This window comes from Enterobacter sp. TCD1-1 (assembly GCF_020567405.1).
GTDB lineage: Bacteria > Pseudomonadota > Gammaproteobacteria > Enterobacterales > Enterobacteriaceae > Enterobacter > Enterobacter quasiroggenkampii.
This window is the reverse complement of record NZ_JAJCXF010000001.1, coordinates 1,163,407-1,180,086: the sequence shown is the minus strand read 5'-3', so window position 1 is coordinate 1,180,086 and position 16,680 is coordinate 1,163,407. Positions and strand designations below refer to the sequence as shown.

Sequence of the window (16,680 nt, the reverse complement as noted above, 5' to 3'; positions counted from 1 at the left end):
GCTATGGAGACGATTCACTACATTCTGGACAACTGGGACTACCTGTTAACCCTGACGCTGCAGCATCTGTGGCTGGTGGCGCTGGCCGTGGGCTTAGCCATTCTCATCGGCGTCCCGCTCGGCATTCTGATTGTTCGCCACAAGTGGCTGGCAACGCCGGTGCTGGGGATTGCCACCATCGTGCTGACCATTCCCTCCATTGCGCTGTTTGGCCTGATGATCCCGCTGTTTTCGCTGATCGGTCAGGGGATTGGCGCCCTGCCCGCGATCACGGCGGTGTTTCTCTACTCGCTGCTGCCAATTGTGCGTAACACCCATACCGCGCTCGACAGCCTGCCGCCGGGCCTGCGTGAAGCCGGACGCGGCATCGGCATGACCTTCTGGCAGCGCCTGCGCTGGGTCGAAATTCCGATGGCGCTGCCGGTGATTTTCGGCGGGATCCGCACCGCCGTGGTGATGAACATCGGCGTGATGGCGATTGCCGCGGTGATCGGCGCGGGCGGCCTGGGCCTGCTGCTGCTCAACGGCATCGGCGGAAGTGATATCCGCATGTTGATTGCGGGCGCGCTGATGATTTGTCTTTTAGCGATTGTGCTCGACTGGCTGCTGCACCGTCTGCAGGTGGTTCTGACTCCAAAGGGGATTCGATAATGATAAAACTGGAAAACCTCACCAAACACTTTTCACAGAAGCACGGCCAGACCTTTAAGGCCGTCGACAACGTCAACCTGAACGTACCCGAAGGGGAAATGTGCGTCCTGCTCGGCCCGTCCGGCTGCGGGAAGACCACAACCCTGAAGATGATCAACCGCCTCATTACCCCAAGCAGCGGGACGATCCTGATTAACGGTGAAGACACCAGCGGGATGGACACCGTCACCCTGCGCCGCAACATCGGCTACGTGATCCAGCAGATTGGCCTGTTCCCGAACATGACTATTGAAGAGAACATCACCGTCGTACCGCGCATGCTGGGCTGGGATAAAGCACGCTGTAAAACCCGCGCCGAAGAGCTGATGGATATGGTGGCGCTGGATCCGCATAAGTTCCTCAATCGCTATCCGCGTGAGATGTCCGGCGGTCAGCAGCAGCGCATCGGCGTGATCCGCGCCCTGGCGGCGGATCCTCCGGTACTGCTGATGGATGAACCCTTCGGCGCGGTGGATCCGATTAACCGCGAGGTGATCCAGAACCAGTTCCTGGAGATGCAGCGCAAGCTGAAAAAAACCGTCATGCTGGTGAGCCACGATATCGATGAGGCCCTGAAGCTGGGTGACCGTATTGCGGTGTTCCGTCAGGGGAAAATCGTGCAGTGCGCCAGCCCGGACGAACTGCTGGCGAAACCGGCGAACGAGTTTGTCGGCTCGTTTGTCGGTCAGGACCGCACCCTGAAGCGCCTGCTGCTGGTCTCGGCGGGCGACGTCACCGACCAGCAGCCGACCATTACGGTGCGGGGCTCTACTCCGCTCCCTGAAGCCTTTGCGACCATGGATGATAACGATATTCGCGCGATTACCGTAGTTGACGAGCACGGCAAACCGCTGGGCTTTGTGAAGCGTCGCGAAGCGCGTAACGCCAGCGGAACCTGCGCCGACATCCTGCATCCGTTCCGCATGACCGGCAAAGCGGAAGACAACCTGCGTGTGGTCCTGTCACGCCTGTATGAGAGCAACACCAGCTGGATGCCGATCGTGGATGAGGACGGTCGCTACAACGGCGAGATTTCTCAGGACTATATTGCCGAGTATCTCAGTTCAGGGCGTACGCGCCGGGCGCTGAATATTCATAGCGACAGCTAACCTTTCTGGCCGGGCATCGCCCGGCTTTTCGCACGCATACCTTTTGCTAACCCCGCGATTTCCCGCCACAATATTGTATCGTCCCCGTTTACTCGCGACCCATGCAACGTCTTCATACGTACCCCGACATCCGCGCGATGTTTCGTCGACTGCTGATTGCCACCGTCACCGGCGTGCTGGCCGCGCTGGCCGTTGCAGTATTCCGCCACAGCATGTACCTGCTGGAGTGGCTGCTTCTCAGCAACGACAGCGGCAGCCTGGTGAATGCCGCCGCCTCGCTCTCACCCTGGCGGCGCGCGCTGACGCCCGCGCTGGGCGGGCTGGCTGCCGGACTGTTGCTCTGGGGATGGCAACGGCTGACCGCCCAGCGGCCTCATGCCCCCACCGATTATATGGAAGCGCTGGAGACCGGCGACGGCCAGTTTGATTACGGCGCCAGCCTGGTGAAATCCCTTGCCTCGCTGCTGGTCGTGGCCAGCGGAAGCGCCATCGGGCGTGAAGGGGCGATGATCCTGCTTGCTGCCCTCGCCGCCTCCTTTTTTGCCCGGCGCTTTACGCCCAAATCTGAATGGAAGTTATGGATCGCCTGCGGCGCCGCGGCCGGGATGGCCAGCGCCTACCATGCTCCGTTAGCCGGAAGCCTTTTCATTGCGGAGATTCTGTTTGGCACCCTGATGCTGGCCTCGCTCGGGCCCGTGGTTATCGCGGCGGTGGTGGCGCTTCTCACCACGCAGCTCCTGGCACCGGGTGCCGGCACGCTCTACGTGGTCCACCTGAGCGGCATCCTCACCGCGGCCGATTATGCCCTGCTGGTCGCGATGGGGCTGGTGGCGGGTCTCTGCGGGCCGCTGCTGATGTGGCTGATGGCGTTCAGCCACGGTCTTTTCCTGCGCCTCAAACTTTCGCCGCCGTGGCAGCTGGCGCTCGGCGGTGCGATCGTCGGGCTGCTGTCTCTTCTGACGCCGAAGGTGTGGGGGAACGGCTACAGCGTGGTGCAGGCTTTTCTGCTCGCGCCGCCGCTGCTGTCGGTCATTGCGGGCGTCTTTATCTGTAAACTGCTGGCGGTACTGGCGAGCAGCGGGTCGGGCGCACCGGGCGGCGTGTTCACGCCGACGCTGTTTGTTGGCATGGCGACAGGCATGCTGTTTGCACAGCTTTTCGCGCTGTGGCTGCCGGGTTCTGAGACGGCAATTTTGCTGGGGCTGGCAGGGATGGCAACGCTACTCGCCGCAACCACGCACGCGCCCATTATGTCGGCGCTGATGGTCTGTGAAATGACCGGACAGTATTTTTTACTGCCCGGTTTGCTGGTCGCCTGCGTGCTGGCGTCCGTGCTGTCGCGGACGTTACGCCACGACTCTGTCTATGGTCAACACGCCACCGAGGGCAGAGAGATCGATGTACTGCGCTAGCTCGCGCTGCTCGGCGCGAGGCAGATAAGGCAGTTCACCCACCAGCGGTCCGGGCAGTTTAGCGCTCAGCACGTCGATGATCTCCGCATAGTGCGCGAGGCCCGGGTTGATGCGGTTGGCCACCCAGCCCATCAGCGGCAGGCCGTCATTGGCAATCGCCTGCGCCGTCAGCAGCGCGTGGTTGATGCACCCTTCCTGGATCCCCACCACCATCACCACCGGAAGCTGCTCCTGCACGACCCATTCCGACAGCGGGCGCAGGTCGTTCATCAGGCTGCGCCAGCCGCCCGTCCCTTCTACCACCACGTGATCCACCTTCTCGCTCAGGTTCGCCAGGCCGTCGGACAACAGGGGATAGTTAATCAGGCCGCTGTGCGCCACGCTGCTCTCCTCTTCGCTTAACGCGATGGGATTGACCGCATGATAAGGCAACTCCAGTGACGAGACGCTTTGCAGCACCAGGGCGTCTTTATTACGCAATCCCTCTGGCGTCTCTTTACTCCCTTTTGCGACCGGTTTGTACCCTGCCACGCGTTTACCGCTTGCTGCCAGCGCCTGCAGCAATGCGCGGGATACGACGGTCTTGCCGACAGAGGTATCAGTACCAGTAACAAAGAAACGCTTAAGCATGACTCACTCCACCTCTTGGGTATGCTTCGAAAATATAAACCAGGTAAATAATTCAGTGGAGGAAGTCTAAGGGATGCGTGCGCTACCCGGCTTGAGATAGCGCAATTTTTCTTAAATCTGCGGAAAAGAGTTAACCCTGTAACAGGCGGATCAACAGCGAGCCGTTATACATAGCATCTTTGACCAGCGCCGCGCCTGCCATCGTGCCCTGATTGGAAAACTGGGTGCTTTCTACCGCAATATTCCGGCTGTAGGCGGGAAGCGACTGCTGCTGAATACAGGCCGTAATCGCCGGGAAGAGGATCTCCGCCGCCTGGCTGAGCGGTGAGCCAATAAGGATTTTTTGCGGATTGAAGAGGTTCACCATAATTGCCAGAATGCGGCCAACGTTATTCCCCACCCCGGTAATAATGTCCTTCGCCAGCAGATCGCCCTGACGCGCGGCGGCGCAGAGAGAATCCACCGTTAAGGGCTGTCCGTGCAGCGAGGAGCTCATGGACTGGCTGAGCCTGACCTGCGCCAGCTCCAGCACGCTTTCCACACTGGCAATGGTTTCCAGGCAGCCGTGGTTGCCGCAGTAGCAGCGCTTGCCGTACGGGTCGACCTGGGTGTGGCCAATTTCCACCAGGCTGCTGCTTCCGGCGTGAAGAAGACGTCCGTCGGTGATCACCCCCGCCCCGACGTTATGATCGATAACCACCTGAATCACATCCCGCGCGCCGCGGGACGCGCCAAACAGCGCCTCCGCCATCGTCCAGGCGCTGATATCATGCTGAATGTAGACCGGCACGCCGGTATGGTTTTTCAGCACCTCTCCCAGCGGCATCTCTTTGACATCGTCATAAAACGGCATGCGGTGGACAATACCATTTTCGGTATCAATAATGCCCGGCATGGTGATGGCAATCGCCGTTAAGCGTTCAAGCTTCTGCTGATGGCGGATAAAGAAGCGATCGATGTGCGAGACAATCGCCTCGAGGAGCGATTCCTCGGCGTTGAGCGGCAGTTCGAGACGGTCCTCTACCACCAGCTTGCTGCTCAGATCGCGCAGCGCAAGGAAGATCTCGCCGCGGCTGATGCGCAGCGACAGGTAGTGCCAGGCTTCCGTCTCCACCACCAGCCCGACTGCCGGACGGCCACGGCTGCCCGGCTCCTGAATTTCCGTCTCCTGAACCAGGTGCGCTTCCAGCATCTCGCGGACAATCTTGGTGATACTGGCGGGTGCCAGCTGTGCCAGGCGCGAAAGATCGATACGCGAAACCGGACCAAGCTGATCGATCAGGCGATATACCGCGCCAGCGTTGGTCTGCTTAATCTGATCAATGTGCCCTGGCTGACTATCAGCGACCACCTCGTACTCCCTTATTTTCGAGCTTCGAAATAAACTGTTGGCTATGGTGAAGCACTTGCATGGCTGCCGTCAAATATTTACTTAGCCATGTGATTTACTGCACATTTTTGCCCACTTTTCCCTGAAAATGCCCCCCGGCGGAGGCGTTCATCAACTGCTGTTTGAAGCGCTGTGCGGCATGGCTCTGTTCGCGATGTTTTGCCCAGACCAGCCACATCTCTGAAACGGCATCCTCTTCGGCGATGGTCACCCAGCGCATTTCGCGCAATTGTACCCGCTTAAAGGAGGCCGGAAGAATAGAGACGCCCAGCCCGGCGGCGACCAGCCCGATAATGGTCATTGCCTCCCCGACTTCCTGGGTAATGACCGGGGCAAGATCGTAGCGGCGCATCAGCCCCAGGATATCGTCATACAGACCCGTTCCGACCTGCGGATCAAAAAAGACAAACGGTTCTTTTGCCAGCTCTGCCAGCGACACCGTCGGACGCGACGCCAGCGGGTGATCGTGTGGGATCATGGCCATCAGCGGCTCGCGCAGGATCACCTCCCACGCCAGCGAGTCCGGCAGCTGGGTATTACGCATCAGGCCCAAATCCAGCGAACCTTCATTTAGCGGCGCAATCTGCTCGCGGGTATTGATCTCGCGCGTCTGAATATGAACATCCGGGAAATGGCGGCGGAATGACGACAGCGTTTCCGAGACGGCGCTGATAAACGGCGCGGACGAGGTAAACCCGATGCGCAACTCTCCGGCTTCCCCGAGATACAGCCGTTCTGCCCGAGCGGCGGCGTCCTCAACCATGCTCAGAATTTGTCGGCTGTCGATGAGAAATTGCTTGCCCGCCGCCGTCAGGCTCACGCTGCGGTTGGTGCGGGCCAGCAGGCGCGCGCCGACCTGCTGCTCCAGGATCTGAATCTGCTGGCTTAACGGTGGTTGAGAGATATTCAGTCGTGCCGCCGCGCGGCCAAAATGCAGCTCTTCGGCGACGGCGACAAAGTAGCGAAGATGACGCAGCTCGATATTCATATTTCTAACGTATCATTTGAGATTATTAATATATTAGACAGAATATTTACATTTTCCTACCCTGAAGAGGTGGTCATACCCGTCACCAGAAATCACGGGGATGTTTAAGCAAGGAAACTGTGTGAGTCGTACAACTACCATTGATATCGATCCGGCAAGCGATATCAATGATTTACCTGCAACATCGCAGCCGGTTCAGTTCATTAAACGTGGTACCCCCCAATTTATGCGCGTCACGCTGGCGCTCTTTTCCGCCGGTCTGGCCACCTTCGCCCTGCTCTATTGCGTTCAGCCGATCCTGCCCGTGCTCTCCCATGAGTTTGGCGTATCGCCTGCCAGCAGCAGCGTTTCACTCTCCATTTCTACCGGGATGCTGGCGATTGGCCTGCTCTTTACCGGCCCTCTTTCCGACGCCATTGGGCGTAAACCGGTGATGGTAACCGCGCTGATGCTGGCTTCGGTCTGTACGCTACTCTCGACCATGATGACCAGCTGGCACGGCATTCTGGTGATGCGCGCGCTGATCGGACTCTCGCTCAGCGGCGTGGCGGCGGTCGGGATGACCTACCTCAGCGAGGAGATCCACCCGAGCTTTGTTGCCTTCTCTATGGGGCTATACATCAGCGGGAACTCGATTGGCGGGATGAGCGGACGTCTGCTGAGCGGGGTATTCACGGACTTCTTTAGCTGGCGGATTGCGCTGGCGGTCATCGGCTGTTTCGCGCTGGCATCCGCCCTGATGTTCTGGAAAATTCTGCCGGAATCGCGTCATTTCCGCCCGACATCGCTGCGCCCGAAAACGCTGTTTATCAACTTCCGTCTGCACTGGCGCGACAAGGGGCTGCCGCGCCTGTTCCTGACCGGCTTCCTGCTGATGGGCGCCTTCGTCACGCTGTTTAACTATATTGGCTATCGCCTGATGCTCTCACCGTGGCATCTGAACCAGGCTATTGTCGGTTTACTCTCGGTGGCTTATTTGACCGGTACGTGGAGTTCACCGAAGGCCGGGGCGATGACCGCACGCTATGGACGCGGCCCGGTCATGCTGTTCTTCACGGCGGTGATGCTGGTCGGCCTGCTGCTGACGCTCTTCTCCTCCCTGTGGCTGATTTTTGCCGGCATGCTGCTCTTTTCTGCGGGGTTCTTCGCGGCCCACTCGGTCGCCAGCAGCTGGATTGGCCCGCGCGCGCGTCGCGCCAAAGGTCAGGCATCGTCTCTTTATCTGTTTAGCTATTACCTGGGGTCCAGCATCGCCGGGACGCTCGGCGGCGTGTTCTGGCATAACTACGGCTGGAACGGCGTGGGCGGGTTTATCGCGCTGATGCTCTGTGCCGCACTGCTGGTGGGCGCAAGTCTTCATAAACGTCTGAAATAATAGGCTTGCGGGCGGATGTCCGTTTCCCGAAAAACGGCACCAGCGTACTGGTGCCGTTTTTCGTTCAGGAATCCCAGGCCTGTTCTATCTTACCGGCTTCAAACTGCGGAGGCGGTTTGCGGAAACGGCGCGTGAGCCATGTCAGGTAAAGGATCCCCAGTGCCGCCCAAATGAGGCCAAGCGTCAGGGACGTCGCTTCGAGGTTTATCCACAGTACGCCGACCGTGACGGCACCAATGAGCGGCAGCAGGAGATAGTGGAACCGATCTTTCCACGTTTTGTTCAGCCCCTTACGCCGCCAGAAATGGTTGTACACCGAGAGATTAACAAACGTAAACGCCACCAGCGCGCCAAAGTTGATCAGCGCCGTTGCGGTCACGAGATCAAAGTACAGGGCCGACAGCGCCACTATCCCAACCATAATGACGTTCAGGGCCGGCGTACGCCATTTCGGATGCACGTAGCCAAACACCCGTTCCGGAAAGACGTTGTCACGTCCCATCACATACAGTAAGCGCGAGACGCTGGCGTGCGAGGCCAGGCCTGAAGCGAGCGTATTCACAAACGTGGTACACAGAAACACCGACTGGAAGAGCTTGCCGCCCACGTACAGCGCGATTTCCGGCAGCGCGGCGTCCGGGTTCTTGAAGCGGGCGATCGTCGGGAAAAAGAGCTGCATGAAAAACGAGGCAACAATGAATATCAGCCCGCCATACAAAGCGGTGAGGAAAATGGCTTTTGGGATCACCCGCGCCGCATTTGGCGTCTCTTCCGACAGCGTGGTGACCGCGTCAAAGCCGAGGAAAGAGAAGCAGACGATAGTCGCGCCGGTAATAATCGGGATCAGGTGCGCGTTCTCGCTGATAAACGGCTGGAGCGACCAGACGGTGCCGACGCCCTCCCCCTTGTGCAGGCCGTGTACCACGAGGATGATAAATACCACCATGATGGCGATCTGCACCAGCACAAACAGGGTGTTGAAGTTGGCGACCAGATTCACGCTCTTCAGGTTCGCCAGCGTCAGGATCGTCACAAACCCCACCACCCAGACCCACGGCGGAACTTCAGGGAACAACGCGGAAAGGTAGATCTTCGCCAGCAGCACGTTAATCATCGGCAGGAAGAGATAGTCCAGCAGCGATGACCAGCCGACCATAAAGCCTAAGTGGGGGCCGATCGATTTCTGCGTGTAGGTATATGCGGAGCCCGCTTCCGGGAACTGCCGTACCAGTTTGCCGTAGCTAATGGCGGTAAACATGACGCCAGCCAGCGCCAGGAGATACGAGGCGGGCACGTGGCCGTTGCTGATACCGGACACAATGCCGAAGGTATCAAACACGGTCATGGGGGTGAGGTAAGCCAGCCCCATCATGACCACCTGCCAGAGCTTGAGGGAACTGCGCAGCCGGGTTCTTCCGGCCATGCGCGGCGAGTCAAGAGAGGTGTTAGTCGCCATAAACCGTCCCCCCCATGCTTACCGTGGTTTGCAATCGCGCTGTCCTTAACGCAAACCTGCTTAGCAAAGGGGGAAGTTGTAAAGAACATACGCGATCGTACCAGCGCACCGTCTCTGGCTCGCACTCACAGCAGGTGCCTGACTGGCCCCCTTCGCCCTGCGGATAGTTGAACATCTGCATCATTTCCTACCTCGTCACACAGTGTCGTTAAGAAAATCCCTGTGCCGCCTGCGCTCCATAACGCGACTCCCGGGAGATAGCTGGCGTGCCAGCAAACAGTTAGGCCAGGCTCCGCGCAGGCCGTTTGGTGATACGTATGAGATGAAACAAAGCGGCCCCTTACCGGGGCACGTCATCAGGCGTTTTTGAGCATCCACTCAATTTCAGTTTCGGTAATCAGGCGTTCAAACTGCAGTAATTCATCATTTTTGCAGGCGTGATAGACGTGGCAGAAACGTTCGCCCAGCCGCTCGCGAAGGCTATCGTTTTGCATAAATTCCCACAGCGCATCGCTCTGACGAATCGGGAACGGCAGTCCGTCCTGCTCCAGACCATTGCCTTCCACTTCTTCCTGCAGGGGCAAATCGTTATCAAGCCCATGTAAAATACCGGCAAAAATCGCTGCCATCACCAGATACGGATTCGCGTCAGCGCCCGCCACCCGGTACTCAACCCGATGGTTATGGCGATCGCCGCAGGGGATACGCAGGGCAACGGTGCGATTATTGTGTCCCCATGAGGCCTGCGTCGGCACGTACATTCCCGGCTGGAAACGGCGATAGGAGTTGACGTTCGGTGCCAGCAGCGCCATGGATGCAGGCATCAGATCGATCATCCCGGCCAGCGCGCGTTTCAGCAGCGCGGAATCCTCGCCGTTGGCGTCTGCGAGCACGTTTTCGCCTCGGTTGTTTTGCATGCTGATGTGGATATGCATCCCGCTGCCCGCATGCTCTTCATACGGCTTTGCCATAAACGTGGCGTGCATCTTATGTTTTTCCGCCATCTGCCTGACAAGACGTTTTAGCGCCAGCGCATCGTCGCAGGCATCGAGCACGTTTTCCGTATGGTGCAGGTTTATCTCAAACTGGCCCGGGGAGGCCTCAGCCACTGCCCCGTCAGCGGGGATCAGCTGCAGCTGCGCCAGTTCGTCAATGTCGTTCAGCACGTCAGCAAAATGGTTAAGATTATCAACCGAGTAGACCTGACTCTGCGTGTTGCGCACGTCGGTGCCCGGCGCGCAGGGTGGCTGCAGATAGCCGTCGGCATCGCGTTTACGGTCAAGTAAATAGAACTCCAGCTCTACCGCTACCACGGGGAACAGACCGCGCTGGCGCAGCTGCTGCCAGAGTCGGTTGAGTACGTTCCGCGGCTCAACGTCAAAGGGAGCGCCATCTTCATCGACCATGGTGAGCTGCACCTGACCAATGTATTCCGGGTCGGCGGCGGACGGTGTCAGGGTGCCCGGCACCGGTACGCAGATGCAGTCCGGCTCGCCGAGCTCCTGCCCCAGGCCCGCCTCTTCTACGACGTTACCCAAAATGTCCATGGCGAAAACCGATGCCGGGAAATAGCAGCCTTTTTCAAGCTTGCTCAGTCCGGCAACCGGGATGCGTTTGCCGCGAAAACAGCCGTTCAGGTCGGTCAGGAGGACATCAATAAACTGGGTGTCAGGATACTTTTCTAAATAGCGCTTCACTTCCTGCGTAAAGGCGCTGCCCCGCCTCTCATCCGTGTGCTGCACAAAGTTCTCAACTTCTACGATATTGGTTTCCATGATTTACCACCGTTTTTGGATTTGCGTTCGCTGCTCTGGACTGTCAAATATAATGTCCACCCTATCGAATCTGTATGCAAATAAATTGTTTGTCAAATGTTAAATTAAGTTTGCAAAAGGCAGATCCCGTTGCTAGATTGAGAAAATATTGAACGAAAAGGCCGTTTTGCAGGCGATAATGGCCTAAATTTAGTCCACTTTGTGAGGGCGATCATGGAAAATATAATGAACAAGCCAGTTATTGGCGTGGTGATGTGTAGAAACAGGCTTAAGGGTCATGAGACCCAGACCCTGCAAGAAAAGTACCTGAATGCCATTATTAACGCGGGAGGCTTACCGATTGCCTTACCGCATGCGCTGGCAGAGCCAGAGCTCCTTACCGCTCTGCTCCCAACCCTGGACGGGATTTACCTGCCGGGCAGCCCAAGTAATGTGCAGCCGCACCTTTATGGTGAAAACGGCGATGAGCCTAACGCCGATCCCGGGCGAGATCTTCTGAGTATGGCGCTGATTGCCGCCGCGCTCGAAAGGCGCATCCCCATTTTCGCCATCTGCCGGGGGCTGCAGGAACTGGTTGTTGCAACGGGAGGGACGCTGTATCGCCGCCTGTTCGAGCAGAACGACCTGCTCGAGCACCGGGAAGATCCTGAACTGCCGGTTGAGCTACAATACGCCCCGTCTCATGAAGTTCAGGTTCAGGAGGGAGGACTGCTGTCTCAATTAATACCAGGCTGTAACACATTTTGGGTAAACTCGTTACACGGGCAAGGTGCACGGACGTTAGGACCACGGCTTCGCGTGGAGGCCCGCTCGACGGACGGGCTGGTCGAAGCGGTCAGCGTTCATGACCACCCTTTTGCCCTCGGTGTGCAATGGCACCCCGAATGGAACAGCAGCGAGTACGCCCTGTCACGTATGTTGTTTGAAGGTTTTATCACCGCCTGTCAAAGCTACATTGCTGAGAAGCAGCGGCTTTGACCACTACCGTAAAGGAAATGCAACTATGAGCGATGACGGACTGGCGCCAGGGAAACGTCTGTCTGAGATCCGCCAACAGCTGGGTCTCTCGCAGCGGCGTGCCGCCGAACTGTCTGGGTTAACACACAGTGCCATCAGCACCATTGAGCAGGACAAAGTCAGTCCTGCCATCAGTACGCTACAGAAGCTGCTGAAAGTTTATGGGCTGTCGCTCTCGGAATTCTTTTCGGAACCGGAAAAACCTGATGAACCGCAGGTGGTTATTAATCAGGAAGACCTTATCGAAATAGGCAGTCAGGGGGTTTCGATGAAGCTGGTTCATAACGGAAATCCGAACCGTACGCTGGCGATGATTTTTGAAACTTACCAGCCTGGAACCACGACCGGAGAGAGGATCAAACACCAGGGTGAGGAGATCGGTACGATACTGGAAGGTGAAATATTGTTGACCATTAATGGCCAGCAATATCACCTGGTTGCGGGGCAGAGCTATGCCATCAATACCGGCATACCGCACAGCTTCAGCAACACCTCGGCAGGCATCTGCCGCATTATCAGTGCCCACACCCCCACCACGTTCTAATTACCACTCAGTCCCGGCGTAAGCGCGCTTACGCCGGGACACATAAAAACGATCGCTGTCGGCATTTAACGGGTTAATTCCCGGGATGCCCCACGGCTTCGTATTGCCTGAAACGGCCATGCCTTTATTTATCTGATTGCGAAAGAAAGGAGTGAATATGCATTTTCAGCACCTGACTTACTGGCAGGATAAAGCAAAAAACAGCGCCATTGAGACCCGGTTATTTATTAACGGCGTCTATTGTGACGCCGCCGATAACACCACGTTTGCAACCGTCAATCCCGCGACCCAGCAGACGCTGGCAAACGTCGCCCGGGGCAAGCAGGCGGACGTGGACCGCGCGGTTGAGGCCGCGCGTGAGGTATTTGAGCGCGGTGACTGGTCGCAGGCGTCTCCGGCGCAGCGCAAGGCCGTGCTAAATACGCTCGCCGATTTGATGGAACGCCATAGCGAAGAGCTGGCCTTACTGGAAACGCTGGACACCGGTAAACCCATCCGCCACAGCCTGCGCGACGATATTCCCGGCGCGGCGCGCGCCATTCGCTGGTACGCCGAAGCGGCGGATAAAGTCTACGGCGAAGTGGCGCCTACGGGTCCGGGCGAGCTGGCGATGATCGTGCGCGAGCCCATCGGGGTTGTTGCGGCCATCGTCCCCTGGAACTTCCCGCTGCTGCTGGCCTGCTGGAAGCTGGGCCCGGCGCTGATTGCGGGCAATAGCGTGGTATTGAAACCGTCGGAGAAATCACCGCTCACCGCCCTGCGGCTGGCCGGGCTGGCGAAAGAGGCGGGCCTGCCGGACGGCGTGCTGAATGTGATAAGCGGTTACGGCCATGAAGCGGGCCAGGCGCTGGCACGTCATCCCGAGGTCGAGGTGCTGACGTTTACCGGCTCTACCCGTACCGGCAAGCAACTGCTGAAGGACGCGGGAGAAAGCAACATGAAGCGCGTCTGGCTGGAGGCAGGCGGCAAGAGCGCCAATATTATCTTTGCCGACTGTCCGGACCTGGACAAGGCCGTGAGCGCGACCGCCGCCGGGATTTTTTACAACCAGGGGCAAGTCTGTATCGCCGGTACCCGCCTGCTACTCGAAGAGAGCATCGCCGATGAATTCCTGACAAAGCTGAAAGCGCAGGCCCGTCACTGGCAGCCGGGCGATCCGCTCGACCCCGACAGCACGATGGGCATGCTCATCGACGCTGCGCACGCCGATACCGTCCACACGTTTATTCGCGAAGGAACCCGGAAAGGCTCGCTGCTGCTGGACGGGCGGGAACAATCATGGCCTTCCGCAGTCGGTCCAACCATTTTTGTCGACCTCGAGTCCGACTCCCCGCTGTGCCGGGAAGAGATTTTCGGCCCGGTGCTGGTCGTTACCCGATTTAAAACCGAAGAGGACGCCTTAACGCTGGCCAACGACAGTGAATACGGGCTTGGCGCGGCGGTATGGACCCGCGATCTCTCCCGGGCGCACCGCATGAGCCGCCGCCTGAAGGCCGGCTCGGTCTTCGTCAATAACTATAACGACGGTGATATGACCGTTCCCTTTGGCGGCTATAAGCAGAGCGGCAACGGTCGCGATAAGTCCCTGCACGCGCTGGAAAAATTTACCGAACTGAAAACCATCTGGATTGCCCTGGAGCCTCAATCATGACCGAACATACCACCAGCTACTACGCGGCCAGCGCGAACGCTTACGAACCTTTCCCGACGCTTAACGAGTCGATCAGCTGTGACGTGTGCGTGGTGGGCGGCGGCTATACCGGCCTCTCCTCCGCGCTGCATCTCGCCGAAATGGGCTATGACGTGGTGCTCCTTGAAGGGGCGCGCATCGGCTTCGGCGCCAGCGGACGCAACGGCGGCCAGCTGGTTAACTCCTACAGCCGCGATATCGACGTGATCGAGAAAAACTACGGGCCCGATGCCGCCAGAATGCTCGGGAGCATGATGTTTGAAGGCGGGGAAATCATTCGGGAGCGAATCCAGCGCTATCAGATCCAGTGCGACTATCGTCCTGGCGGGCTGTTTGTGGCGCTAAACCACAAGCAGCTGGAGACACTGGAGGAGCAAAAAGCCAACTGGGAACGCTACGGCAACACGCAGCTCGAGTTGCTGGACGCCAGCGCCATCCGCCGGGAGGTCGACAGCGAACGCTATACCGGCGCGCTGCTGGACCGCAGCGGGGGGCATATTCATCCGCTGAACCTGGCGATCGGCGAAGCGGACGCCATTCGCCTGAACGGCGGGCGGGTATATGAGCAGTCCCCGGTGACCGCCATTCAGCACACCAGCCCGGCCGTGGTGAGCACGCAGCATGGCCAGGTGACGGCCCGCTACGTGATCGTCGCCGGGAATGCCTATCTGGGCGATAAGATCGAACCGGAACTGGCAAAACGCAGCATGCCCTGCGGCACCCAGGTGGTGACCACCGCCCCGCTGCCGGAAGAGGTCGTCCGCACGCTGATCCCGAATAACTACTGCGTGGAAGATTGTAACTACCTGCTGGATTACTACCGTCTCACCGCCGACAACCGCCTGCTGTACGGTGGTGGCGTCGTCTATGGCGCGCGCGATCCGGACGATGTCGAGCGCCTGGTGATGCCAAAGCTGCTCAAAACCTTCCCTCAGCTGGCAGGCGTCAAAATCGACTACCGCTGGACGGGCAACTTCCTGCTGACCCTGTCGCGTATGCCGCAGTTTGGTCGTCTGGATAAAAACATCTATTACATGCAGGGCTACAGCGGCCACGGCGTGACCTGCACCCACCTGGCCGGACGGCTGATCTCGGAACTGTTGCGCGGTGACGCTGAGCGCTTTGATGCGTTTGCTAATCTTCCGCACTACCCCTTCCCGGGCGGTCGCAGCCTGCGGATTCCATTCACGGCGATGGGTGCGGCGTATTACAGCCTGCGCGATCGTCTTGGCGTATGATCGTTTTCGACAAAAGGGTATCTGATATGAGTAACCAGGAATTTCATCAGCGCAGACTTTCTGCCACCCCGCGCGGCGTTGGCGTAATGTGTGATTTCTTTGCCCGCTCGGCGGAGAATGCCACGCTTACCGACGTGGAAGGCAACGACTATATTGATTTCGCCGCCGGGATCGCGGTACTGAATACCGGCCATCGTCATCCTGAACTGGTGGCCGCGGTGGAAAAACAGCTTCACCAGTTCACCCACACGGCCTACCAGATTGTGCCGTATGAAAGCTACGTTTCATTGGCCGAAAAACTTAACGAGCTGGCCCCGGTGCAGAGTCCGGCCAAAACGGCGTTCTTCACCACGGGCGCAGAAGCGGTGGAAAATGCCATTAAAATCGCCCGGGCCCACACCGGCAGACCGGGTGTGATTGCCTTCGGGGGAGGTTTTCACGGCCGAACCTATATGACCATGGCGTTAACCGGCAAGGTCGCGCCTTACAAGCTCGGATTTGGTCCCTTCCCGGGGTCGGTTTATCACGTGCCGTATCCCTCCGAGCTGCACGGCATCACGACGCAGGATGCCATCACGGCGATAGAACGCCTGTTCAAAGCAGATATTGAGGCGAAACAGGTGGCGGCGATTATTTTTGAACCCATTCAGGGTGAAGGCGGATTCAACGTCGCCCCGCCAGAGCTGGTGGCCGCCATCCGCCGCATCTGTGATGAGCACGGGATCGTGATGATCGCCGACGAAGTGCAGAGCGGCTTCGCCCGTACGGGTAAGCTGTTTGCCATGGAACACTACGCGGACAAACCCGACCTGATGACGATGGCTAAAAGCCTGGCAGGCGGAATGCCGCTGTCCGGCGTGGTGGGTCGCGCCGACATCATGGACGCTCCGGCTCCCGGCGGCCTGGGGGGAACCTATGCCGGCAACCCGCTTGCGGTGGCCGCCGCGCACGCGGTGCTGAAGATTATCGACAACGAGTCGCTGTGCGCGCGCGCCCGTCAGCTGGGCGAGCGGCTGAAAGCCACGCTGGAGGAGATTCAGGGCACCTTCCCTGCGCTCGTGGCGATAAGGGGAAGAGGATCGATGATTGCGGCGGAGTTTTTTGATCCCGAGAGCCGTGAACCTTCAGCCGCCATCGCGCAGGCGATCCAGCAAAAGGCGCTCGCTCAGGGCCTGCTGTTATTGATCTGCGGCCAGTACGGCAACGTGATCCGCTTCCTTTATCCGCTGACCATTCCGGATGCCCAGTTCAACCAGGCGCTGGCGATCCTGCAACAGGTTATGCGCGATAAGTCCTGAGTGCCCACCGAAAACCGTCTCCCGGAATGCCGGGGACGGTTTCAACGGAGGAGATCTGCTCAGATTTC

At 58.7% G+C, this 16,680-nt stretch carries 15 protein-coding genes; 9 read left to right on the top strand and 6 right to left on the bottom strand.

Going from position 1 to position 16,680, the window contains the following annotated elements; all coding sequences use genetic code 11:
* Positions 1-3 precede the first annotated feature (3 nt).
* From osmW to clcB, 3 genes are all read left to right on the top strand, one after another.
* Positions 4-651, top strand: a complete 648-nt coding sequence (gene osmW, locus LJA86_RS05715; protein WP_014169860.1) for an osmoprotectant ABC transporter permease OsmW — start codon at positions 4-6, stop codon at positions 649-651.
* Positions 651-1,799 (top strand): osmoprotectant ABC transporter ATP-binding protein OsmV, encoded by a 1,149-nt coding sequence (gene osmV, locus LJA86_RS05710; RefSeq protein WP_045353850.1) that lies wholly within the window; start codon positions 651-653, stop codon positions 1,797-1,799. Before osmW ends, osmV begins: the two co-directional genes overlap by 1 nt.
* 101 nt (positions 1,800-1,900) lie before the next feature.
* Positions 1,901-3,211: a voltage-gated ClC-type chloride channel ClcB gene (clcB, locus tag LJA86_RS05705; RefSeq protein ID WP_229225767.1), complete on the top strand. Its 1,311-nt coding sequence runs from the start codon at positions 1,901-1,903 to the stop codon at positions 3,209-3,211.
* Here clcB and bioD read toward each other — a convergent pair.
* The 3 genes from bioD to LJA86_RS05690 all read right to left on the bottom strand — a co-directional run bounded on the left by bioD (position 3,146) and on the right by LJA86_RS05690 (position 6,219).
* Positions 3,146-3,841, bottom strand: a complete 696-nt coding sequence (gene bioD / locus LJA86_RS05700) for a dethiobiotin synthase (RefSeq protein ID WP_229225766.1) — start codon at positions 3,839-3,841, stop codon at positions 3,146-3,148. The genes clcB and bioD overlap by 66 nt on opposite strands.
* A 130-nt stretch (positions 3,842-3,971) precedes the next feature.
* Positions 3,972-5,192 carry a sugar metabolism global transcriptional regulator Mlc gene (gene mlc / locus LJA86_RS05695; RefSeq protein ID WP_069719339.1) on the bottom strand — a complete coding sequence of 407 codons (1,221 nt, stop codon included), beginning with the start codon at positions 5,190-5,192 and terminating at the stop codon, positions 3,972-3,974.
* 94 nt (positions 5,193-5,286) lie between these two features.
* The gene (locus LJA86_RS05690; protein ID WP_045910383.1) at positions 5,287-6,219 is read right to left on the bottom strand and encodes a LysR family transcriptional regulator; all 933 of its coding nucleotides are present in this window, start codon (positions 6,217-6,219) and stop codon (positions 5,287-5,289) included.
* A 121-nt stretch (positions 6,220-6,340) separates the two neighbouring features.
* On the opposite strand from LJA86_RS05690, the gene LJA86_RS05685 reads away from it, so the two are divergent.
* On the top strand, positions 6,341-7,594 hold the full coding sequence (locus tag LJA86_RS05685) for an MFS transporter (RefSeq protein WP_048030688.1): 1,254 nt from the start codon (positions 6,341-6,343) through the stop codon (positions 7,592-7,594).
* 64 nt (positions 7,595-7,658) lie between these two features.
* On the opposite strand, the gene LJA86_RS05680 is transcribed toward LJA86_RS05685, so the two are convergent.
* From LJA86_RS05680 to LJA86_RS05675, 3 genes are all read right to left on the bottom strand, one after another.
* Positions 7,659-9,050 (bottom strand): APC family permease, encoded by a 1,392-nt coding sequence (locus LJA86_RS05680; RefSeq protein WP_196352361.1) that lies wholly within the window; start codon positions 9,048-9,050, stop codon positions 7,659-7,661.
* Positions 9,040-9,225, bottom strand: coding sequence for a hypothetical protein (locus LJA86_RS22240; RefSeq protein ID WP_420707828.1), 186 nt, complete (start codon positions 9,223-9,225; stop codon positions 9,040-9,042). Before LJA86_RS22240 ends, LJA86_RS05680 begins: the two co-directional genes overlap by 11 nt.
* A gap of 181 nt (positions 9,226-9,406) precedes the next feature.
* Positions 9,407-10,825, bottom strand: coding sequence for a glutamine synthetase family protein (locus tag LJA86_RS05675; RefSeq protein ID WP_008502452.1), 1,419 nt, complete (start codon positions 10,823-10,825; stop codon positions 9,407-9,409).
* 213 nt (positions 10,826-11,038) lie between these two features.
* Here LJA86_RS05675 and puuD point away from each other — a divergent pair, with 213 nt between their 5' ends.
* The 5 genes from puuD (at position 11,039) to puuE (ending at position 16,612) form a co-directional block, all read left to right on the top strand.
* Positions 11,039-11,803: a gamma-glutamyl-gamma-aminobutyrate hydrolase gene (gene puuD, locus LJA86_RS05670; RefSeq protein WP_196364669.1), complete on the top strand. Its 765-nt coding sequence runs from the start codon at positions 11,039-11,041 to the stop codon at positions 11,801-11,803.
* A 25-nt stretch (positions 11,804-11,828) separates the two neighbouring features.
* On the top strand, positions 11,829-12,386 hold the full coding sequence (gene puuR, locus LJA86_RS05665; protein WP_008502454.1) for an HTH-type transcriptional regulator PuuR: 558 nt from the start codon (positions 11,829-11,831) through the stop codon (positions 12,384-12,386).
* Between the two features lie 157 nt (positions 12,387-12,543).
* Positions 12,544-14,037 carry an aldehyde dehydrogenase PuuC gene (gene puuC, locus LJA86_RS05660; RefSeq protein WP_229225765.1) on the top strand — a complete coding sequence of 498 codons (1,494 nt, stop codon included), beginning with the start codon at positions 12,544-12,546 and terminating at the stop codon, positions 14,035-14,037.
* Entirely contained in the window at positions 14,034-15,314 is a 1,281-nt protein-coding gene (locus LJA86_RS05655; protein ID WP_048030690.1) for an NAD(P)/FAD-dependent oxidoreductase, read from the top strand. The genes puuC and LJA86_RS05655 overlap by 4 nt, the downstream gene beginning before the upstream one ends.
* A gap of 26 nt (positions 15,315-15,340) precedes the next feature.
* Positions 15,341-16,612, top strand: coding sequence for a 4-aminobutyrate transaminase (puuE, locus tag LJA86_RS05650; RefSeq protein ID WP_229225764.1), 1,272 nt, complete (start codon positions 15,341-15,343; stop codon positions 16,610-16,612).
* Positions 16,613-16,680 lie beyond the last annotated feature (68 nt).